Origin of the sequence: Mesorhizobium sp. B2-5-13, assembly GCF_006440535.1 — a bacterium.
Lineage (GTDB): Bacteria > Pseudomonadota > Alphaproteobacteria > Rhizobiales > Rhizobiaceae > Mesorhizobium > Mesorhizobium salmacidum.
On record NZ_VFUI01000002.1, the window covers coordinates 582,641 to 604,546 of the forward strand.

General features: G+C 64.3%; 14 protein-coding genes. 7 read left to right on the forward strand and 7 right to left on the reverse strand.

The window, feature by feature from the left end; genetic code table 11:
* The first annotated feature begins 7 nt into the window (after nt 1–7).
* Both FJ434_RS06035 and pdeM read left to right on the forward strand, forming a co-directional pair.
* Entirely contained in the window at nt 8–2,542 is a 2,535-nt protein-coding gene (locus FJ434_RS06035; RefSeq protein ID WP_140746567.1) for a ligase-associated DNA damage response DEXH box helicase, read from the forward strand.
* Nucleotides 2,539–3,255, forward strand: coding sequence for a ligase-associated DNA damage response endonuclease PdeM (gene pdeM / locus FJ434_RS06040; RefSeq protein ID WP_140746570.1), 717 nt, complete (start codon nt 2,539–2,541; stop codon nt 3,253–3,255). The genes FJ434_RS06035 and pdeM overlap by 4 nt, the downstream gene beginning before the upstream one ends.
* A 3-nt stretch (nt 3,256–3,258) precedes the next feature.
* Here the strand turns inward: pdeM and FJ434_RS06045 are convergent, their stop codons facing one another.
* Genes FJ434_RS06045 through FJ434_RS06055 form a run of 3 tightly spaced genes read right to left on the reverse strand, consistent with a single transcriptional unit; the run spans nt 3,259 to nt 7,862 of the window.
* Nucleotides 3,259–4,194, reverse strand: coding sequence for a DmsC/YnfH family molybdoenzyme membrane anchor subunit (locus tag FJ434_RS06045; RefSeq protein ID WP_140746573.1), 936 nt, complete (start codon nt 4,192–4,194; stop codon nt 3,259–3,261).
* A gap of 6 nt (nt 4,195–4,200) precedes the next feature.
* A complete protein-coding gene (locus FJ434_RS06050; protein WP_140746576.1) occupies nt 4,201–4,935 on the reverse strand; it encodes a 4Fe-4S dicluster domain-containing protein in 735 nt (244 codons plus the stop codon).
* Entirely contained in the window at nt 4,932–7,862 is a 2,931-nt protein-coding gene (locus FJ434_RS06055; protein ID WP_181165869.1) for a molybdopterin oxidoreductase family protein, read from the reverse strand. Before FJ434_RS06055 ends, FJ434_RS06050 begins: the two co-directional genes overlap by 4 nt.
* 278 nt (nt 7,863–8,140) lie before the next feature.
* On the opposite strand from FJ434_RS06055, the gene FJ434_RS06065 reads away from it, so the two are divergent.
* Nucleotides 8,141–9,037 (forward strand): LysR family transcriptional regulator, encoded by an 897-nt coding sequence (locus FJ434_RS06065; protein ID WP_140507595.1) that lies wholly within the window; start codon nt 8,141–8,143, stop codon nt 9,035–9,037.
* 2 nt (nt 9,038–9,039) lie between these two features.
* Here the strand turns inward: FJ434_RS06065 and FJ434_RS06070 are convergent, their stop codons facing one another.
* The 4 genes from FJ434_RS06070 to FJ434_RS06085 form a co-directional block, all read right to left on the reverse strand.
* The gene (locus tag FJ434_RS06070) at nt 9,040–10,296 is read right to left on the reverse strand and encodes an Hsp70 family protein (protein ID WP_140746582.1); all 1,257 of its coding nucleotides are present in this window, start codon (nt 10,294–10,296) and stop codon (nt 9,040–9,042) included.
* Nucleotides 10,297–10,459: 163 nt separating this feature from the next.
* Nucleotides 10,460–11,248 (reverse strand): TIGR02186 family protein, encoded by a 789-nt coding sequence (locus FJ434_RS06075; RefSeq protein ID WP_140746585.1) that lies wholly within the window; start codon nt 11,246–11,248, stop codon nt 10,460–10,462.
* Nucleotides 11,248–12,171: a sulfite exporter TauE/SafE family protein gene (locus tag FJ434_RS06080; RefSeq protein WP_140716155.1), complete on the reverse strand. Its 924-nt coding sequence runs from the start codon at nt 12,169–12,171 to the stop codon at nt 11,248–11,250. The genes FJ434_RS06075 and FJ434_RS06080 overlap by 1 nt, the downstream gene beginning before the upstream one ends.
* A gap of 193 nt (nt 12,172–12,364) precedes the next feature.
* Nucleotides 12,365–16,447: a peptidoglycan-binding protein gene (locus FJ434_RS06085; protein ID WP_140746588.1), complete on the reverse strand. Its 4,083-nt coding sequence runs from the start codon at nt 16,445–16,447 to the stop codon at nt 12,365–12,367.
* A gap of 454 nt (nt 16,448–16,901) precedes the next feature.
* Between FJ434_RS06085 and FJ434_RS06090 the strand changes: the two genes are divergently transcribed.
* The 4 genes from FJ434_RS06090 to FJ434_RS06105 all read left to right on the forward strand — a co-directional run bounded on the left by FJ434_RS06090 (nt 16,902) and on the right by FJ434_RS06105 (nt 21,904).
* A complete protein-coding gene (locus tag FJ434_RS06090; RefSeq protein ID WP_140507737.1) occupies nt 16,902–17,363 on the forward strand; it encodes a MerR family DNA-binding transcriptional regulator in 462 nt (153 codons plus the stop codon).
* 263 nt (nt 17,364–17,626) lie between these two features.
* A complete protein-coding gene (locus FJ434_RS06095; RefSeq protein ID WP_140746591.1) occupies nt 17,627–19,438 on the forward strand; it encodes an acyl-CoA dehydrogenase in 1,812 nt (603 codons plus the stop codon).
* A gap of 50 nt (nt 19,439–19,488) precedes the next feature.
* Nucleotides 19,489–20,661 (forward strand): acyl-CoA dehydrogenase family protein, encoded by a 1,173-nt coding sequence (locus tag FJ434_RS06100; protein WP_140746594.1) that lies wholly within the window; start codon nt 19,489–19,491, stop codon nt 20,659–20,661.
* Between the two features lie 34 nt (nt 20,662–20,695).
* Complete coding sequence (locus tag FJ434_RS06105; protein ID WP_140746597.1) at nt 20,696–21,904, forward strand: acetyl-CoA C-acetyltransferase; 1,209 nt, start codon at nt 20,696–20,698, stop codon at nt 21,902–21,904.
* The last annotated feature ends 2 nt before the right edge of the window (nt 21,905–21,906 follow it).

Here is a 21,906-nt window from a genome sequence, read left to right on the forward strand (position 1 = left end):
CTGGCGGGTGACCGAGCTGCCGCGCCTCGCAGACCAGAATGCCGCCGTCGTCTTGCCCGAGCCATTCGTAGAATGGTTCGGCGAGAAAGGCTGGTCGCCGCGCGCGCATCAGATCGAACTCCTGGCGAAGGCCCAAGCCGGGCAATCTGTGCTGTTGATCGCGCCGACCGGCGCCGGCAAGACGCTGGCCGGCTTCCTGCCGTCGCTGACCGAACTGGCCGTCAGGCCGAGGCGAAAACCAGGCCAGGCGCGGCGCGGTATCCACACGCTGTATATCTCGCCGCTGAAGGCATTGGCCGTCGACATCGAGCGCAATCTCGGCAAGCCGGTCGAGGAGATCGGTCTGCCCGTCACCATCGAAACGCGCACCGGCGACACCCCCGCCCACAAGCGCCAGCGCCAGAAGCTTGCGCCGCCCGATATCCTGCTCACCACGCCGGAGCAACTGGCGCTGCTGATCGCGGCAGGCGATGCGAGGCGCTTCTTCGAGGATCTGCGCTATGTCGTGCTCGACGAATTGCATTCGCTGGTGACGTCCAAGCGCGGCCATCTGCTGGCGCTTGGGCTGGCGCGGCTGCGCAGCTTTGTCCCAAGCCTGCAGACGATCGGCCTGTCGGCGACGGTGGCCGAGCCGGACGAATTGCGGCGCTGGCTGGTCAGTCAGAACCCGCGGGGTGACATGGCGGAATTGATCACTGTGACGGGCGGTGCGAAGCCCGAAATCTCGATCCTCGATTCCGAGGAGCGCGTGCCGTGGGCGGGCCACTCGGCGCGCTACGCCACGCCGGAAATCTACCGCGAGATCAAGCGCCACAAGACGACCCTGCTGTTCGTCAACACGCGCAGCCAGGCGGAGCTGCTGTTCCAGGAGTTGTGGCGCGTCAACGAGGACACCTTGCCGATCGCGCTTCACCATGGTTCGCTCGACGTCGCCCAGCGCCGGCGCGTGGAGAAGGCGATGGGCGAGAACGCGCTGCGCGCCATCGTCGCCACCTCGACGCTCGATCTCGGCATCGACTGGGGCGATGTCGATCTGGTCGTGCATGTCGGTGCGCCGAAGGGCGCCAGCCGGCTGGCGCAGCGCATCGGCCGTGCCAACCACCGCATGGATGAGCCGTCGAAGGCGATCCTGATTCCCGCCAACCGTTTCGAGGTGCTGGAATGCCGGGCAGCACTCGACGCCAATTATCTCGGCGCGCAGGATACGCCGCCGCTGGTCGATGGCGGGCTCGACGTGCTGGCGCAGCATGTGCTCGGCTGCGCTTGCGGCGCACCGTTCCGCGCCGATGACCTGTATGAAGAGGTGCGAACGGCGGCACCCTATTCAGGCCTCGATCGTCCGAGATTTGACCGCGTCATCGATTTCGTCGCCACCGGTGGCTATGCGCTGAAGAATTATGAGCGCTACGCCCGCATCCGCCTGAACAAGGATGGACTGTGGCGCGTATCCAATCCGCGCGTTGCCCAGCAATACAGGCTGAATGTCGGCACCATCATCGAGGTGCCCGCGCTCAACGTGCGTTACGTCAAGGCCGGCAGCAAAGGCTCGGCGTCGCACGGCGGCCGCGTGCTCGGCAAGATCGAGGAGGCGTTCCTCGAGACCTTGATCCATGGCGATACCTTCATGTTCGCCGGCAAGGTACTGCGCTTCGAAGGTATCCGCGAGAATGAATGCTTCGTCTCGAACGCGCCCGGCAGCGACGCCAAGGTACCCTATTATGGCGGCGGCAAGTTCCCGCTCTCGACCTATCTGGCCGAGCAGGTCCGCATCATGCTGGACGATCCGCAGCGCTGGAAGAAGCTGCCGGAGCAAGTGGCCGACTGGCTGCGGTTCCAGTCGGACAAATCGATGCTGCCCAAGCGCGACGATTTGCTGATCGAGACCTTTCCGCGCGGCAACCGCGACTATCTGGTCGCCTATCCCTTCGAGGGCAGGCTGGCGCACCAGACGCTTGGCATGCTGCTCACCCGTCGCCTCGACAGGGCGGGCGCCAGGCCGCTCGGCTTTGTCGCCACCGACTATGCGCTCGCTATATGGTCGCTGGGCGACATGGGCGCCATGTTCAAAGCCAGGAAACCTTCACTCGGCGCGCTGTTCGACCAGGATATGCTGGGCGACGACCTCGAAGCCTGGCTGGCCGACAGTTGGCTTCTCAAGCGCACTTTCCGCAATTGCGCGCTGATCTCGGGCCTGATCGAAAAACGCCACCCCGGCCAGGAGAAGAGCGGCAGGCAGGTCACCGTTTCGACCGACCTGATTTACGATGTGCTGCGCAGCCATGAGCCGGACCACATCCTGCTTCAGGCGACCCGTGCCGACGCGGCGACCGGCCTGCTCGATGTCAGCAGACTTGCCGACATGCTCTCGCGCATCCAGGGTAGAATCATGCATAAGGCGCTCGAACAGATTTCGCCGCTGGCCGTGCCGATCATGCTTGAGATCGGCAAGATGCCGGTGAACGGCGAGGCCGATGAAACGCTGCTGATGGATGCGGCGACGCTGGTCGAAGAGGCCATGGGGCCTGGGATGGTTGACGAATGAACTTTTCGCTGGCGCGCGCATCGCTGATCGCCGAGGCCGACATGATAGGCATCGCCGGCGAACGTGCGGTCTGCGATCCGCGCGGCGTGCTCTATTTTCCCGAGCTCAGGCTGCTGACAGTATCGGACCTGCATCTGGAAAAGGGGTCGTCGCTGGCAAGGCGCGGCACGCTGATCCCGCCCTACGATACCGGCGCGACCCTGCTGCGGCTGCAGGCGGTGATATCGGATTACCAGCCGTCGATCGTCATCAGCCTGGGTGACTCCTTTCACGACGGCGGCGGCGCCAAACGCATGCATCAAAGTTTTCGCGAACGGCTGGAAGCGCTGATGGCAGGCCGCGATTGGTTCTGGGTCGCCGGCAATCACGATCCGGAAGCGCCCGCCGACCTGCCCGGCGAAACCGTGCGGGAACTGGCCATAGGCTCGCTGCTGTTCCGGCACGAGCCATCGAAGGTGCGGGTCGAGGGCGAAATATCCGGCCACCTCCACCCCTGCGCCCGTATTGTGCAGCAAGGCCGCTCGGTGCGGCGGCGCTGCTTTGCCGGCGACGGCGGCCGCATGATCATGCCTGCCTTCGGTGCCTATACCGGCTCGCTCAATGTGCTCGACCGCGCCTATGCCGGGCTGTTTCGCCTGGAGTCGTTGATGGCTTACATGCTTGGCACCGAGCGCATCTTCGCCATCTCGCACTCGATGCTGCGGCCAGGCTGAGATCTATCGCCCGTAGTAGAGCATGACCGTGTGCTTGGCCTCGGCGAAGAACAGCCAGCGCTCGACCAGCATGCCGGCGAACTGGACGATCGCGGCCAGCGCCGAGAACGCCGTCGCGAAGGGCCAAGGCAGCGCGAAGGTGACGATCAGCAGCAGGATGGGCAAAGCGAAGGCCAGTATTTGCGTGATCCGGCGCAGCTTCGCGCTGTGCTTGCGCGCGATGCGAAAGCCCATTTCCTTGAGCAGGTAGTTTTCTTCTGTATGCGGCCATTCCAGGGATTGCACCGTGCCACCGGTCAGCCCCGTCGCGGTGTTGGCGTTGGTCGGGATTTCAAGCCGGTCGTTGTGGCGCCAGGTCGCCAGCTTCCAGCCCCAGCCGAGCAAGGTGAGCAGCGCGGAAGCCGTCAGAAGCATTTTCGAGTCGAGAGAAAATGCTTGCAGCACAGCGTTCAGAAGCACGCTGCCGCTCATCGCCGAGTAGATGAGATAGCCGGGCAAGGTGTAGGGGCTGTGCCACTGGGCGATGGGTTTCAGCGAGGCATAGATCATGCCGGTCATGCAGACGGTGACGATGGCGCCAATCGCGGCAAGAAGTCCGGCAGCAGCGACGCATCCATCGACCCGGCCAAGAAGGACCCAGCCGATGCCGAACAGTCCCGCCGGGACGAAGGTGGTTACCGAGGCAACGCCCTCGCGTGACAGCCATGAACTGCGCCATTGCGAGAACGCCCGCCAGGCACGTTCGGGCCTGCCGAGATGACCGGTCGATGACAACAGGCCGGCGGCGATCAGGCCGAGCGCCAGTCCCATGCCGACGAAGCCCGGCCAGAAATCGGGTGCGATGAAGCCGAGCGGACCGAGCACGCCGAGCAGCGCGAGCAGCCCATAGCCGGCACCCGTGGCGGTGGTGAAGAAGACGACCGAAAAAGCTGGATGCATGGATGGTCAGCTTGAAAGCATGCGGTCGACCCAGCCAAGGAAACCGCCCTCGGCCCGTACCTGCTCCAGCGCGGGAGCGGCCACCGATGCGGCGCGTTGCGTGTGAGCGCGCGGCGGCAGGTATTTGTTGGTCGGGCGATAGCCGAGTTCCGGCATCAGGTCGACACCGCCCCGCTCCGCCACCAGTTGCGAAACAGGGGATTGGGGATCGCCGAGGTCGCCGAAATGCCGGGCGCTGGTCGGGCAGGCGGCGACGCAGGCCGGCACGCGGTCTCCTTCGGCCAGGTTGTCGTTGTAGATGCGGTCGACGCAGAGCGTGCATTTCTTCATCACGCCGACATCCGTGTCGAATTCGCGCGCGCCATAGGGGCAGGCCCAGCTGCACAATTTGCAGCCGATGCACTTGTCCTCATCGATCAGTACGATGCCATCGGAGGCCCGCTTGTAAGAGGCGCCCGTCGGGCAGACGGTGATGCAGGCCGGCGTCTCGCAATGCAGGCAGGAGCGCGGGAAGTTCACAGTGCGCCCCCCCATCTCGGTGATGTGCTCGTAACTGTGTACGCGGTTGAACCAGACCCCGTCGACATGGCCGCCATAGGGGTCGATGTCGGTCAGCGGCGCCATGTGGCCGCCGGTATTCCACTCTTTGCAGGCGGTGACGCAGGCCTGGCAACCGACACAGGTGTCGAGGTCGATGACGAGGCCAAGCTTCTTGCCGCCTGGATGCGGAAGACAGGTCATTCGGCTGCCTCTCTTGCCTGCCGGAACCCGGTGCCGAAAGTGAGCTTGTCCGGCGAGAATCCGAAATGCGGTGGCTGATGAAAACGCTCGAATTGCGGTTCGGTGAAGCCGATCTCTTCGGCCCTGCATTTCACGATGCGGACGCGCAGATCGAACCACGCAGCTTGTCCCGTGACCGGATCGGAATTCGAATAGCGTTTGCCGCTGACGTCAGCAGAAGTCTGGTCACCGATAATGTGGTTGAGCAGGAAGCCGCGATTGCTCTCGGCGGCATCGTCCTTCAGCCCCCAGCTGCCGCGCCTTTTGCCGATCGCATTCCAGGTCCAGACCGTGCTCTCGTTCACTCCGTCGACCAGCTTTATCTGCCCCTTCACCTTGCCGTTGATGCTCTCGATCCACACCCAGTCGTCGTCGGCGAGGCCGAGGCCGGCCGCGGTCCGGTGATGTACGAACAGCCGGTTCTGGCTGGTGATCTGCCGCAACCACGCGTTTTGCGAACCCCAGGAATGGTACATGTGCATGGGCCGCTGCGTCAGCGCGTGCAGCGGATATTTTCCAAGGTCGACGGCCGCTTCCTCGAATGGCATGTACCAGAACGGCAGCGGGTCCATGTAGGTCTCGACGCGCTCGCGTTCGCTCTCGGGCGGCACCACCAGGCCATGACCGCGCGCGGCCAGCCGAAAACGCTGCATCGGTTCGGAATAGAGCTGGAAGACGATCGGCTCGGCCTTCGGGATGAAGCCCAGTTGCACCGCGAAGTCGAGATAGGAGCGGTTGGCCATCTTGTAGTAGCGCTGGTCGTCGGTGAAGTCGTGGTGCCAGAAACCGCCATTGTCGATGTAACGTTGCAACTGGTTGGGGTTGACTTCGCCCTTGCCGATCGAGGTTTCATCCTTGCCGCGCCAGCCGGCGAGCGGGCCGATGCCGGGCGTGCGTTCATGATTGACGATGTAGTCGGCGTAGTCGCGGTACTTCGCCGAGCCATCGTTTTCGACGAAGCCGGGCAAGCCAAGCCGCGCGCCGAGTTCGATCAGCACCGACTGGAACGGCCTGACGTCGCGGTCGGGCTCGACGACCGGATGGCGGATGGCGTCGCCCGGCCCGTCGGCATGGCTGATCGGCCGGTCGAGCAGGCTGATACAGTCATGACGCTCGAGATAGGTGGTGTCGGGCAGGACGAGGTCCGCGAACGGCACGGTCTCGGAGTAGTAGGCGTCGGAATAGATGATGAAGGGGATCCTGTAGTTGCCCGCTTCATCATGATCGGTGAGCATGGCCATGGTCTCGACCGTGTTCATCGAGGAATTCCAGGCCATGTTCGACATGTACATCATCAGCGTGTCGATCGGGTAAGGATCGCCGGCCCAGGCGTTGCGGATGACGGTGTGCATCAGGCCATGCGCCGCAAGCGGCGAATCCCAGGAATAGGCTTTGTCGATGCGCAGCGGCGTGCCCGCTTCGTCGACCAGCAGATCATCGGGCCCGCAAACGAAACCGAGCGGCATGCCGTCGAGCGGCGTCATCGGCCTCACGTCCTTGCCGCACGGCTTCGGACCCGGCGGGGCGGATCTGGGGTAGGGCGGCTTGAAGCGGAAGCCGCCCGGTACGTCCACCGTACCCAGCAGAACCTGCAGCAGGTGGATGGCGCGGCAGGTATGAAAGCCGTTGGAATGGGCCGAGATGCCGCGCATCGCGTGCATCGAAACGGGGCGTCCCTTGATCGTCTCATGCCGGCGCCCCGCCCAGTCGGTCCACGCGACCGGCAATTCGATTGCCTGTTCGAAGGCGACGTGGGCCAGTTCGGCCGCGATCCGGCGGATCGTTCCGGCGGAGACGCCGCAACGCTCCGCGACCGCATCGGGTGCGTAGCTCTCGTCGAGATAGCGGTCTGCAATGAGCTGGAACACCGGCACGCAGCGGCGGCCATCGACATCGCAGCTGCCGGTCAGTGCCGGTTTGGCGTCGGCATCGGTGGCGTTCACCGCACGCTTCGCCACTCTGTCCCATGCCAGCGGATTGCCGTCGCTGTCGCGCACGAACAGCCCGTCATCGGCCGCACCCGGCTCCTGAATAACCAGGACATGCGCGTTGGTGTAGCGCAGCAAATAATCGAGATCGACGCGGCCGGCTTTCAAGAGTTCGTGGATCAGCGCGAACACGAACAGGCCGTCCGTGCCGGGCCGGATGCCGATCCAGTCGTCGGCGATCGCATTGTAGCCGGTCCGGCACGGATTGATCGAGACCACCTTGGCGCCGCGCGCCTTGAGCTTGCCCAGCCCGATCTTGATCGGGTTGGAATCATGGTCCTCGGCGACGCCGAACAGCATGAAGTATTTCGTGTTGTCCCAATCGGGCTCGCCGAACTCCCAGAACGAGCCGCCGATCGTGTAAAGGCCTCCGGCCGCCATGTTCACCGAACAAAAGCCGCCATGGGCGGCGAAGTTCGGCGTGCCGAACTGGCTCGCCCACCAGCCTGTCAAGGATTGCGACTGGTCACGCCCGGTGAAGAAGGCGAGTTTTTTAGGATCGGTGCGGCGGATATCCGACAGCCGCCCGGTGACGATCGAGAAGGCTTCCTCCCATTCGATCTCGCGGAACTCGCCCGAGCCGCGTGGGCCGATGCGCAGCAATGGCTTCTTCAGTCTGGCCGGGCTGTAGTGCTGCATGATGCCGGAGCTGCCCTTGCCGCAGATCACGCCGCGATTGACCGGATGATCCTTGTTGCCGTTGATGTAGCGGACCTTGCCGTTCTTGATATGCACGTCGATGCCGCAGCGGCAGGCACACATGTAGCAGGTCGTCTTGGCGATGCTGTCGGAAACGTCAGGCGAGGTGTCGACGCCATCGCCCTCATCGGGCGCGCGCGTGTCGGCAAGCTGGCGTTGCGAGGGGGCTGAATTGGCGCCGCGCGGCGGTCCTTGCATCATCATCCCGTGCTGCTCGCGCGGCCGGCGGATTTGGCTCGCGTCTTCGGCCCGGGGCCGCGCATGTACTGCTCTTCCGGGTGGTATCGATCACCGGCCAACCGCCGTCGGATGCCGCGGGTCCAATGCGCAAGCAGGGATCTGAACCGCCCGATCATTTTATCCTTCGCGATCCACTGGCGAATTTTTTCTAACTTCTTCCGAAAAAGTAGAATAAAGCTATCGATCCGTCTAATCAGTTGTTCTTGTAAATTCGATCGATATTGGTTCTTAATGCGCGCATGACTCTGGATCAGTTGCGCATTTTCGTCGCCGTCGCCGAGCGCGGCCACATGACCAAGGCGGCCGAACTCCTGGGCATTTCCCAATCGGCCGCGTCGGCGGCTATTCGCGCGCTGGAAGAGCAGCACGGCGTCCATCTGTTCAACCGCGTCGGCCGCAACATCGAGCTGGCCCAGACCGGCCACCGGTTCCTGCCCGAGGCCAAGGCCGTGCTGGAGCGGGCCGCTGCCGCCCGCAATGTGCTGGAACATGTTTCGCAGACGGTCGCCGGCAGCCTCTCCATCGCCGCCAGCCTGACCATCGCCAGCTACTGGCTGCCGCGCCGGCTGGCCTCCTTCCACGAGGCGCATCCGGCCGTCAGGCTTAGCGTCACCATCGGCAACACAAGGCAGGTCGAGGCCAGCGTGCTCGATGGAACCGCCGATCTCGGCCTGGTCGAAGGGCGCACCGAATCCGATATATTGCGCCGCGCCAAAGTCGATACCGACCGGTTGATGCTGGTCGTTGCCAGCTCTCATCCCAAGATCGTCGAAATCGCGCCGGGCCGCCCCGACATCACCGGCCTGCGCTGGATCATCCGCGAGGGCGGCTCCGGCACGCGCGAGGTGCTGGAGGATCTGGCGCGCCGCGAGGGGATTTCGCTTGCCGACCTCAGGATATTCCTGGTGCTGCCCAGCAACGAGGCGGTTCGTCAGGCCGTCGAGGCCGGCGCCGGCGCGACCATCATTTCGGAGCTCGTCGTCGGGCGCGCGGTCGCCGAGGGGAGCCTGAGAGCCGTGCCGATCGAATTGCCGAAGCGCGACTTCGCCATGATCACCCATCGCGACCGTCAGGCAAGCCTGGCCCAGATGGCGCTGAAGGCGCATCTGGCTGCGGAGATGAACGGGTCAGGGTAGGGTCAGCCGAACTTCCTCTGCGCGTCGAGCGCCAGGCCAAGCCCGACCGATCCGAACATGTCGCCGTCGATGACGGAAGCCTGCGGCACCAGCGACAGGATTTCCCGCCTTGCCAGCGGGATCGCCGTCGATCCGCCGGTCAGGAACACCGCGGTGATGTCGGACGGCTTGACTCCGGCGTCGCGGATGGTCTGCGCCACCGTTTCGGTGACCCGCTCGATATCCCGGGCGATCGTGGCCTCCAGTCCGTCGCGCGTGATTTCCGCGGCGAAACTCGCGTCCGGCAGCTTCACCGCCACGTCCGCCGATGACCTGTCGGTCAGCTCTATCTTGGCTTTCTCGACCAGCGCCGCCAGCGCGTGCCCGTAGCGGTGCTCGACGATATGGATGAAGCGGTCGACCAGATCGGCGCGCGCGGCCTCGTAGCGGATCTGGCGCAGATGCGTCATCGCCTTGGCGGTGTAGACCAGGTTGATGCGCTGCCATGTGGCGAGATCGATGAAGTAGCTGGCCGGCAGATTGCGTTTGCCGTCCTTGGTCGCGGAGAGATAGCCGAGCTGCGGCATGACATGGGCGATGCTCAGCAGCCGGTCGAAATCGGTGCCGCCGATATGGATGCCGCGGCTGGCCAGGATGTCGTCCTTGCGGTCGATCGATCGCGAGCGCTCCGGCGAGACCCGCACGATCGAGAAGTCCGACGTGCCGCCGCCCATGTCGATGATCAGCGCCAGTTCCTCGCGCGTCACCTTCTGCTCGTAGTCGAGCGCCGCCGCGATCGGCTCGAACTGGAAGGCGATATGCTTGAAGCCCTGGGCACGGGCAGCCTTCTCGAGTTCGCCTTGCGCCTCCGCGTCGGCTTGCGCATCGTCATCGACGAACTGCACCGGGCGGCCGAGCACCACGCTCTCCACCACGCCGCCGGCGTCCGCCTCCAGCCGCGTCCTCAGATGACCGATGAACAGGCCGATAATGTCGATGAAGCCGATCTGGCGCGCCTTGATACGCGTCTTCTCGTGGGCGAGCGAACTGCCGAGCACGCTCTTTAACGAGCGCATCAGGCGGCCTTCGATACTGTCGGTATAATCGCCGATCGCGCGACGGCCGAAATAGGTGTGGCCGTCCTCGAAGTTGAAGAACACCGCACTTGGCAGAGTGGGTTGTTCGCCCTCCAGCGCGACCAGCCGCGCCTTGCCGTTCCGGATCACGCCCACCGTGGAATTGGACGTGCCGAAGTCGATGCCGCCGAATGCCCGATGCATTGCAGCCTCCTGTCATTGTTTCACGGCGGCAAAACAGCGGCGGCGCATCGCGCTGTCATCCGGGACCGCTCTTGCGAATTGTATGTGCGTGTTTGCCCCTGGGCTGGGAGGCGGCGGTTTATCGCATGGCGGGAAAAAGGGGAACCCCTCTTTTCCCGCAACATCAATCTTTGCGGAACACCAGCCGACCGAGCCAGCCCGTCACCATGGCCAGCGATATGGCGAACACGCCGTAGAGGAACGAATAGTCGTGGGCGACGCGGAAGATCGATTGTTCGAAGCCTGATTTGCGGATTTCGAGTTGCGCCGAACTCTCCTTCACGAAGAGGCCGCTCTTGAATAGGAACGCGCGCGCCTTGTGCGTGCCGACCGACACATTAGGCGCCAGCCTGACGGTGGCGCGAAACAGGTTCTGCGACAGGAATTGCACGCCGCCGACATTCTCGCTGTAGAGGCCGGCGGCGGCCTTGCGCTCGCGCAGCGCCGCCGTGAACTCCTCGATCGTCGCCGGACTGTCACCGGCATCGGCGGGCTGCATATAGAGGTTGGAGGCGCCGAGCGACAGTTGCTTGTAGCTGTTGGGTTCGGTGATGTCCTGCAACGGCCGCGTCGTCGCCACCGAATAAGACACCGGCACGTTCTCGAAGGTCTCGGAATCCAGATTGACCCAGACGCCCAGCACCCGGTCCTTGCGGCGCACTACCACCGGTTTTGGTGGCCCTTCGAGCACGACGATGACGTCGTAACGGCCCTGGCGTGCCACCAGCGGGTCGGGATTTTCCAGCGAACCGAAAATGGTCAGGTCGGCGCCGGAAAAACCGGCGGTGATCGACACGGTGTCGGTGGAGAGGCCGATCTGGATGCCTTCCGTCAGCGGCGTCTGCGCCTTCGCCGGCGCCGCGGCGGTCAGGGACAGGAGAGCGACGGTTGCGAACGCTTTCAGGCCATTCATCAGTTGAGGCCCGCGCCGGACAGCGAATAAAGGTTGGGCGGCGTGACGAACAGATCGGTTGCGAGCCGGATCGCCACCGCCAGCACCAGCAGCGCCAGCAGGGCTCTCAATTGCTCGCCACGCAGCCGCTGGCCGGCCTTGGCGCCATATTGTGCCCCGGCCACGCCGCCGGCCATCAAGAGGAAGGCCAGCATCACATCGACGGTCTGGTTGGTGGTGGCGTGAACCAGCGTCGTGTAGGCGGAGGTGAAGATGATCTGGAACAGCGAGGTGCCGATGACGACGTTGGTCGGCACTTTCAAGAGATAGATCAGCGCCGGCACCATGATGAAGCCGCCGCCGACGCCCATGATCGACGACAGGAAGCCGATGCCGGCGCCAAGCCCGAGCACCGGAATGACGCTGACGAACAGTTTCGACGCGCGGAAGCGCATCTTCAGCGGCAAACGGTGGATCCAGTTGTGCTGGCCGGATTTCTTCAACACCGGTGCCGCCCCGCTGCGCGTGGCGCGCAGCGCGTTGATGCTTTCGACCAGCATCAGCCCGCCGACGCTGCCGAGCAGCACGACGTAGAGCAGCGAGATGAACAGGTCGAGCTGGCCGAGCCTGCGCAGGAAGCCGAACACGTAGATGCCGGCGGTGGACCCGACGATGCCGCCGGCCAGGAGCACGCCGCCGAGCTTGAAGTCGAGCGTGCCTCGCTTCATGTGCGAAAGGACGCCGGAGACGGAAGAAGCGATGACTTGGTTGGCGCCGGTGGCGACCGCGATCGCCGGGGGGATGTTGTAGAAGATCAAGAGCGGTGTAATGAGGAAGCCGCCACCCACCCCGAACATGCCCGACAGAAAGCCCACCGCGGCGCCCATGGCCAGCAGCACGAAGACGTTGACGGAAATTTCCGCGATCGGGAGATAGATGCCCACCCGTCAGTCTCGATCAGTTTGCCTGTCGGCGAATAAAGCCGTTTCGGACAGTATCGCATCGAAAAGCCAATTTTCTCTTGCGACGACGCGGCAGCGGGATCAAATCCCGCCACCGCGCCGAAACAAAAAGACAACTCAATCAGTTAACAGGCAAATATATGGCAAGGGCGTCGTGGAAACGACGCTTCTGCCGTTATTTGCGCGCCAGCAATGCCTTGACCAGTTTCTCGTCGACCGCGCCGGTCGCCGGCAGCTTGTTGGCGGTCTGGAAAGCGATGATGGCGTTCTTGGTCTTCCCGCCCATCACGCCGTCGGCGCCGCCGGCGTCATAGCCGTTCTTGTTGAGGATGAGCTGGATGTTCTTGACCGCCTTCTTCATGTCGATGCCGGCGGTCGTCTGCGGCGTGCCTTCCTGCCAGGATTCAGGAATGTCCACCGAATTGGCTGTCGCGTTGAGCGGCTTGGCCTTCCACAATTCTGTCGCTGCGCGCGCCCGCTCGAGCTGCTCGGGCCGCAGCGCATTGGCGATCTCGTCGCGCTTGGCCGCGGCATCCTTGTCACCGGTCTTGGCGACGAGCGCGAACCATTTGTAGGATTCTTCCAGGTTCTGCTTCATGCCGACGCCCTTGGCGGCGAGGATGCCGAGATTGAACTGGCTGTCCTTGACGCCGAGGTCGGCGGCCTCCTGGAACCAGTGCGCGGCCGATTGATTGTCGGTCACGCCATCGGCGGCCATGGCGAACAGCACCGCCAGATTGTGCATGGCGCTGGCGTTGCCCTGCGCGGCGGCGAGCTGGTACCAGGTCTTTGACTTCTTGATGTCGCGCGCGACGCCGATGCCCTTCTCGTAGAAATTGCCGATGCGGTATTCGGCCGGCGCGAAGCCGAGTTCCGCCGACTTCTCATACCATCTGGCGGCCGCCGCCATGTCTTCCTTGACGCCGCGCGACTCGGCGTAGCGCGAGCCGACCTCGAACAGTGCCTTGGCGTCGCCACCGGCGGCGGCGTCACGCAAGGCGGCCGGGCCCGCATCGGCCGGGACGTCGAATTTGGTCGCGGCAGTCGCTGCCGCCTTGTCCATGGGCGCAACGGCGCCAGTCGTGTCGTTGGCCGTTGCCTCGGTCGCGACTGGCGTAGCAGGGGCCGGTTGGGCATCGGCATCCGTCTGCGTACCGCCGGCGATGGCGGCCGGTGCCGGATCCGTCATGGTAGGAGCAGCGGTCATCGGAGCAACAGGCGCCTGCGCGGCCGATGCTATCGCGTCGGGAGCGGTTGTGCTCGGGCCGGAAGCCATGGCCGACGCGACCGATGCCGGAGCGGCCCCGGCGGCAGGTGCGGTATCCGGCATCGCGTCCGTATCAGACGGCGTGGCCATGACGGTCTGCGCCGCCATGTCGTCCTTGCTTGCCAGCGCGGATTGTTCGGCCTGCCTGACGGCAGGGGCCGGCGCGCTGTCTGTCGTCGCCGGCTGGACTTCGGTCTTCGGCTGGCTGGCGGCATCGACAGATGCCGTCTTCACCGGCTGCGAGGCGACGATCGGGGCCGTGTCGTTATTTGCCACCTGGGCGGCGGGATCCGAAAGAAACGCCTTGCCGAGCTGCAGGCCGGCAAGCGCCAGCATGATCGCTGCCGCAGCCATCAGGATCGGCTTGCGCCGCGCCTTGAGCAGGTCGCCTATCCTGAGCGCCTTGACCGGGCCTTTCATCGTCGACTGGCGCTTCAGGGCGTCGGCTTCGGCCGCGGCCGCCTGCGCCGCGCGCCGGGCAGCGGCGATGAAATCCGATTTCGCCGCGTCGCTGTCGCCGGGCTTTGCCGGTTGTCCGCGCTCGTCGCGCACGCGCTTCATGATGGCATTGAGGTCGGGCGCGCCGGAGCCAGGCTCCAGCGGGCGGTTGGCGACTTTCGGGTCGAGCGGCTCGTCGAGATCGACACTCGGGATATCGGCGCTCGGCGCCGAGCCGGCCAGCGGCGGAACATCCGCCGCCTTCTTGCCCTTGAAGGCGCGCGCCAGGCCGCCGAACATCGACTTGCGGCCAGCAGGCTGGCCCTCTCCGGCGGTGGCGTCGGAACCGAGTGCGGCCATTGCGGCGGCGGCTGCTGCTTCCGCGGGCGAGCGCGCGCCCGGCCGGGCAGACAAGCCCGTTTCAACGTGCGGTGCCGGCTCGCCGGGCTCGGCGCGCAATATGGCCGCGGCACGCGCGTCCAGATCGGCCATGCCGGTCAGCGGCTGCGGCTCGTCCATCGTCATCGACGGTGCGTTCACGGCCATCTTGGGCCGCCGTGCGCCCCGCCAACCACTCGGTTCGATCGGAGCCGCGTCGAGGAGTTCGCTTACCGCTTCGGACGGGTCGCTGGTTTCCAGCGAACCCAGCCTGTCGACGATCTTGAGCAATGTATCGTGAATGGCCTCGAAGGTGCGCGAATTGCGCTCGTCGGAACGCCGCGTCAATGTCTCCAGCGTCTTCAGGTCCTGGGCGAGGCCAGATACCGCGGCCGTATTGGTGCTCGTTCCGGCCAGCGAGCGCACCGCGTTCTCAGCCGCCTCGCGTGCGGCGCCGAGGATGGAATCGCGGGTCCCGGCCAGCGCTTTTTCGATTTCGTTGAGCCGCGGGCTGATGTCCTCGAAATCCGGCAGCGGCGTGCTCGGCTTGGAAAGATGCGCAGACAGGCCGGCGACCTGCGCCTCCAGGCTGCGGATCAGCGCCGGATCGATGCCGGCGACTTGGGCCGCCGAAGCGTCCAGGCGGCTTGAAATATCCTCGAGCCTGCTTTCCAGCCCGCGGATCGCCGCCTCGCCGGCGGGATCGGGAGCGCGCGTTTCCATGCGCTTGGCCAGTGCGGTGAAGCGGGCGTCGATGGCGTCCATGATGCCGGCGCTGTCGACCTGCGCCATGCTGCGCTGGTCCAGCCGGTCGGCAACCTCGTCCAGCCGGCGCTCGAGATCGCGAAACAGCATGTTGCCCTGTTCGATGGCGTCGCCCTGGCGACGCTCCATCATGCCGGACAGCACGTCGAAACGCTGCTCAAGCCCCTGGAAGATGTAGTCGGCGTCGGGCATGGCCGGCGCCTGATCGATCTTGTCGGCGATCAGCGCGATCTGCTTTGCGAGCCGTTCCATCGCCTGCTCGGGCAGGTTGGCGCGGCCGGCGAGGTCATCGACCCGGCTCGACAGCGTGTTCAACCGGTCGACCACGATATTGCCGGGACGGTCCTGCGCCACTTCCTCGATCTGCTGGGCGAGGGAGTCGATCCGCTTCTCGATGCGCTCGAAGGCTTCGTGGTCGATTGAATTCGCCTGGGCGGCGACTGTCGAGGCTACGATGGCGCGGGAAATCTCGTCCAGCCGCTCGTCGATCATGGCCAGCGTGCCGCCGCCGCGATTGTCCTGCTGGTTGGCGAAATGGTCGACCGCCCCAGCCAGTGTGCGGACCTTTTCCTCCAGCGAACGCAGCGACAGCGATTCCGGCAGGTTGTTGACGGCGTTGCTGATCTGCTCCAGCCGATCGGTCAGGGCCGCAAGGGCGGGATCGTCGGAGCGCTTGCGCTGATCGGCGTCGACGCGGTCCTCGAAGGCAGTCCAGCGGCGATCGAAATCGTCCCAGCGGCGGTCGACCTTCTGCACGCTCTCCTCGCGCGCCAGCGTGTCGAGCGCGGCCTTGACCTGCTCGAGTTCCAGTCGCAGCAGGTTGACGCTCCTGTCGTCACTCTTCTCCGACAGCGATTTGATGGCGCCGGACAGCCGCTCGAATTCCACGCCGAGTTCGGCGCTGCCCTTGCCTGTCGCGCCGGGCTTGGCGTTCGCCTGGAAGGCGCGGTCGATGTCCTTGCGCAGCGCGTCGAATTCGCGCTGCAGGCCTGAAGTCACCTGGTGGCGCAGTTCCTCGCGCATGCCGCGCAGCTCGCCCGCGATCTTGCCGACCATGGCGACGCTGTCTTCCTGGCCGCGCACGCGGTCGATGTCGCGCGCGATTGCCTGGTAATTCTGGTCGAAGGCAGGCGAGGGCGCCGGGTTGTGCGCACGCGGTGCCGGCTGCGGATCCTCATACCAGCGCTGCTGGGCCGTCGGCTGCGCGGCGGGATAACGCGGTTCCGCGGCGGGGTAACGCGGGTCGGCGCCATATTGGCGAGGAACGGGCCGTGCCGTCGCGTCCTCACGCGTCTGCCCCAGGCGCTGTTCCAGGGTCTCCAGCGAGCGGTTCAGCTGCTCGAGCGTTGTCTGCGGCTTGCGCTGCCTGCCGGCATTGAGTGTATCGAGATAGGACCGCTTGCTGTTCATCGGTGCGTCCGTCTTTCAGATTGGCCGGCTTGCGACCAGCTCCCCAAGTCCCTGCCGGAACGAGGCGACCGCGCTTCCATGCCACGGTGGAAGACAAGCTTCCCGGGTTTCACCCGCGCTCCGAAAAACCGTGAAAATTCGATACAGGATAACCACGGATAGCCGACACGCGCACATTTCGCCCAACGTGGTAAACAACGCGTTAACCAAGCTTAAGAAGTTGCAAGGAAGTTGGCTGTCGCGATTTCCGGTGCGGCATAAGGCACCGTTCTCAGAACGCCCTTGCGTCATGAGGCGGCTATCGGTATAGAATTGACGTAAACGTAAATGGCGCATCAACTGTGCTGTTTTGCGATTTGTTTGTTGAAACCACGGCTGGAAGCACGCCCCCGCTTCCAGTCAGGCGACGCATGGTCCGGGACCGCGACGCCACCAGACGGGGAAGCCAGTGACCATGAAACTTATCTCGGCCGGCGAGACCGCGGCCAATACCAATAATGCATCCGTAGAAGTCGGCGAGGATCTCTCCCGCATCGGCGAAATGGCCAAAAAGTATGGCGTGACGCTGCGCACGCTGCGCTTCTATGAAGACAAAGGCCTGCTCCACCCGCAGCGCGACGGTTCGACCCGTCTCTATACGCGCCGCGACAAGGCCAGGCTGAAGCTGATCCTGCTCGGCCGAAAGGTTGGGTTCTCGCTGCGCGACGTCAAGCAGATGATGGACCTCTACGATCCGACCGGTTCCAACACCAAGCAGTTGCGGTTGGCGCTGGACAAGTCGGAGAAGCAGCTCGCTCGCCTGCAGAAGCAGCGGGCACTGATCGACGACGCCATCAATGAGCTCGGCGGCTCGATGTCGGCGGTGCGCCAGATGTTGGCCGAGCGTTCGACGCCGCAGGCGAGCGTCGCGAGCTAAGCCACTCTCCGACACTGTCGGACTTTCACCATCAAAGCCGCGTGGCCATGCTGCGCGGCTTTTCGCTGTCATGGCCTGCTGTTTCGCGCTGGCTTGCGCAATGCCGCAACGCCAGGCTCCGCGCGCGTGGCGACGGAATCTTGTCGCATCGAAAATATTGACGTTTACGCAAACGTCAATATTTGCTATTGCCACTTCGACATTGGCCCGCTTGCCGCGCACGGCTTGATTTCGGGGCCTTTATCCGCATGGTGGAGGAAAGCATGCCGATCTACAGGGCCCCGGTCCAGGACACGCTGTTCGTGCTCAACGAGGTGCTGGGCTATCAGCGCTATTCGAACCTTGCCGGATTCGCCGACGCAACGCCCGACATACTGGAGGCAATTCTCGCCGAAGGGGCCAAGCTCGCCGAGAACGTCATGCATCCGCTGAACCGTGTCGGCGACATGGAAGGCTGCGTGCGCCACGACGATGGCTCGGTGACCACGCCCAGGGGCTTCAAGGAAGCGTTCGACCAGTATCGCGAAGGCGGCTGGATGGGCCTGGCGGCTCCGGTCGAGTTCGGCGGCCAGGGCCTGCCCTATGCCGTGCACACGGCGGTGGCCGAATACATGGTGTCGGCCAACATGTCGTTGATGATGTATCCCGGCCTGACCCAGGGTGCGATCGCGGCCATCATCACCCACGGCACCGACGAGCAGAAGGCGACCTGGCTGCCCAGGATGGTCGAGGGCACCTGGACCGGCACCATGAACCTGACCGAGCCGCATTGCGGCACCGATCTCGGCTTGCTGCGCACCAAGGCAGTGCCGAACGGCGATGGCACCTACAAGATTTCAGGCCAGAAGATTTTCATCTCGGCCGGTGAGCACGACATGTCGGACAACATCGTCCATCTGGTGCTGGCCCGTATCGAAGGCGCCCCCGAAGGCGTCAAGGGAATCTCGCTGTTCATCGTGCCGAAGTTCAAGCTCGATGCGTCGGGCAATCCGGGGACAAGGAACACCGTTTCCTGCGGTTCCATCGAGGAGAAGATGGGCATCCACGGCAATTCGACCTGCGTCATGAACTATGATGAGGCTGAAGGCACGCTGCTGGGCGAGGCCAATGGCGGCCTGAAGGCGATGTTCACGATGATGAACGAGGCGCGGCTCGGCGTCGGCCTGCAGGGGCTGTCGCTGTCGGAGATCGCCTACCAGAACGCCGTCGCCTACGCCAAGGACCGTTTGCAGGGCCGCTCGCTGTCGGGCCCTAAGTCGCCGGAGAAAAAGGCCGACCCGATCATCGTCCATCCCGACATCCGCCGCTCGCTGATGACCATGAAGGCTTTCAACGAGGCCGGCCGCGCGCTGGCGCTGTGGACGGCGATCAAGTCCGACATCGCGCACCGCTCCGCCGACGACAAGGACCGCCAGGCGGCCGACGACTACACCGGCCTGATGACGCCGGTGGTCAAGGGCGTGCTGACCGACAAGGGGTTCGACCACGCCGTGATGGCGCAGCAGGTGTTCGGCGGCCACGGCTACATCGAAGAGCACGGCATGAGCCAGTTCGTGCGCGATGCCCGCATTGCCATGATCTATGAAGGCGCCAATGGCATCCAGGCGCTCGACCTCGTCGGCCGCAAGCTCGGCTTGAACGGCGGCCGCGCCATACAGGCCTTCTTCAAGGAGGTCGGCGAATTCTGCGAGGAAAACCGCGCGGACGAGAAGATGGCGCCGTTTACCAAGGGTCTGAAGAAGGGCCTCAACGATTTGCAGGCGGCGACCATGTGGCTGCTGCAGAACGGCATGGCCAAGCCCGACAATGCCGGTGCAGCCTCGACCGACTACATGCATCTCTTCGGCCTCGTGGCGCTGGGTTACATGTGGGCGCGGATGGCCAAGGCGGCACAGGGCAAGACCGGCGCCAACGGTTCCCACTCTTTCCTTGAAAACAAGGGGGCGTTCTATGACAACAAGGTCGTGACGGCGCGCTTCTTCATGGAACGGATCATGCCGGAGACCTCGGCCCACCTCGCCCGTATTTCTAGTGGCGCCGATACGCTGATGGCCCTGTCGGCGGAAGCGTTCTAAACTCAACCTCGCTGGCCTGTCTGTCTGTCTGTCGATACGCGGAGGAAATCGTGGCGACAAATCCCGCCGAAGTGCTCTCTTTGCCGAAGCCAGCCTGGGCGGCCGACGAGGTCGGCATGCTCTACGACATGGCTACCCGTTTCATGTCGGAGGAGATCGCGCCGCGCTACGACGAGTTCGAGAAGAACGAGATGGTCGACCGCGAAAGCTGGCTGAAGGCTGGTTCCGCCGGGCTGCTCTGCGCGTCAATGCCGGAGAAATATGGCGGCTCCGGCGGCACCTTCGCGCATGAGAGCGCCATCATCGAGGCGATCGGCCATGTCGGCGTCGATGGTTTCGGCATCGGCCTGCACAATTCGATCGTCGCCCCCTACATCCTCCATTACGGTTCGGAAGAGCAGAAGAAGAAATGGTTGCCCAGGCTCGCCACCGGCGAACTGATCGGCGCCATTGCCATGACGGAGCCCGGCGCCGGTTCCGACCTGCAAGGTGTCAAGACGCGTGCCGAGAAGGATGGCAACCAGTACAAGATCAATGGCTCCAAGACCTTCATCACCAACGGCCAGCTGGCCAACTTCATCATCGTCGTCACCAAGACCGATCCGGAGAAGGGCGCCAAGGGCACCTCGCTGATCGTTATTGAGACCGATGAGGTCGAAGGCTTCCAGCGCGGCCGCAACCTCGACAAGATCGGGCTGAAGGCCAACGACACGTCGGAGCTGTTCTTCAACGACGTGCGTGTGCAGACCTCCAACCTGCTCGGCCATGAAGAGGGACAGGGCTTCGTCCAGCTGATGCAGCAATTGCCGCAGGAACGATTGCAGATCGGCACCGGGGCGATTGCCATGATCGAGCGGGCGCTGGCGTTGACCATCGACTACGTCAAGGAGCGCAGGGCCTTCGGCAAGGCGATCATCGACTTCCAGAACACCCAGTTCAAGCTGGCTGAATTGAAGACAGAGGCCACCATCGGCCGTGTCTTCTACAATGACTGCGTCACCCGCCACATCAATGGCGGGCTGGATCCGGTAACGGCCTCGATGGCCAAGTACTGGCTCTCCGACCTGCAGGGTAAAGTCGTCGACGAATGCCTTCAATTGCACGGCGGCTATGGCTACATGAATGAATATCCGATCGCCCGCATGTTCCGCGACGCCCGCGTCCAGCGCATCTACGGCGGCACCAACGAGATCATGAAATTGCTGATCGGACGCTCGCTCTGAGCAGCTCTCTTCAGCGAACCCAAGGAGCATGAAAATGGCCGAAGCTTATGTCTATGACGCCGTTCGCACGCCGCGCGGCAAGGGCAAGAAGGACGGATCGCTGCACGAGGTGCCGGCGGTGCGGCTCGCCGCCAGGACGCTCGAGGCACTGCGCGACCGCAACGGGCTGGACACCGGCACGGTCGACGACATCATCTTCGGCTGCGTCGACCCGGTCGGCGAGGCGGGCTCCGTCATTCCCCGTGCCGCCGCTTTCGAGGCTGGCTACGACACCAAGGCACCCGGCATGCAGATCTCGCGCTTCTGCGCCTCCGGATTGGACGCCATCAATTTCGGCGCCGCCAAGATCGCGCAGGGCGCCGATGAAATCGTCATCGCCGGCGGCGTCGAATCGATGTCGCGCGTCGGCATGGGCATGTCCGGCGGCGCCTGGTTCATGGATCCTTCGGTCGGCCTGCCCGGCTGGTTCGTGCCGCAAGGCATTTCGGCCGACCTGATAGCCACCAAATACGGCTTCTCGCGCGACGACGTCGACGCCTACGCGGTCGAGAGCCAGAAGCGCGCCGCAAGATCCTGGGCCGATGGCCGCTTCAAGAACTCGGTCATACCGATCAAGGACCAGAATGGACTGACCATTCTCGACCATGACGAGCATATGCGGCCGTCGACCGACATGCAGTCGCTCGCCTCGCTCAATCCGTCCTTTGTCATGCCCGGCGAAATGGGCGGCTTCGACGCGGTGGCGGTGCAGAAGCATCCCGAGGTCGAGGAGGTCAACCACGTCCATCACGCCGGCAACTCGTCCGGCATTGTCGATGGCGCGGCGGCCGTGCTGCTTGGCTCGAAGAAGGCCGGTAAGGCGATGGGCCTCAAGCCCCGCGCCTGCATCCGCACCTTCGCCAACATCGGCTCCGAGCCGGTGCTGATGCTGACCGGCCCGGTCGACGTCACCGAGAAACTGTTGAGGCGTGCCAAGATGAAGCTGTCGGACATCGACCTGTTCGAGCTCAACGAGGCCTTCGCCTCGGTGGTGCTGCGCTACATGCAGGCTTTCGAGATCCCGCACGACAAGATCAACGTCAATGGCGGCGCCATCGCCATGGGCCATCCGCTCGGGGCCACCGGCGCGATGATCTTCGGCACGGTGCTGGACGAACTCGAGCGCCGCGACTTGAACACCGCGCTGGTGACACTGTGCATCGGTGCCGGCATGGGTACCGCAACCATCATCGAACGCGTCTGACG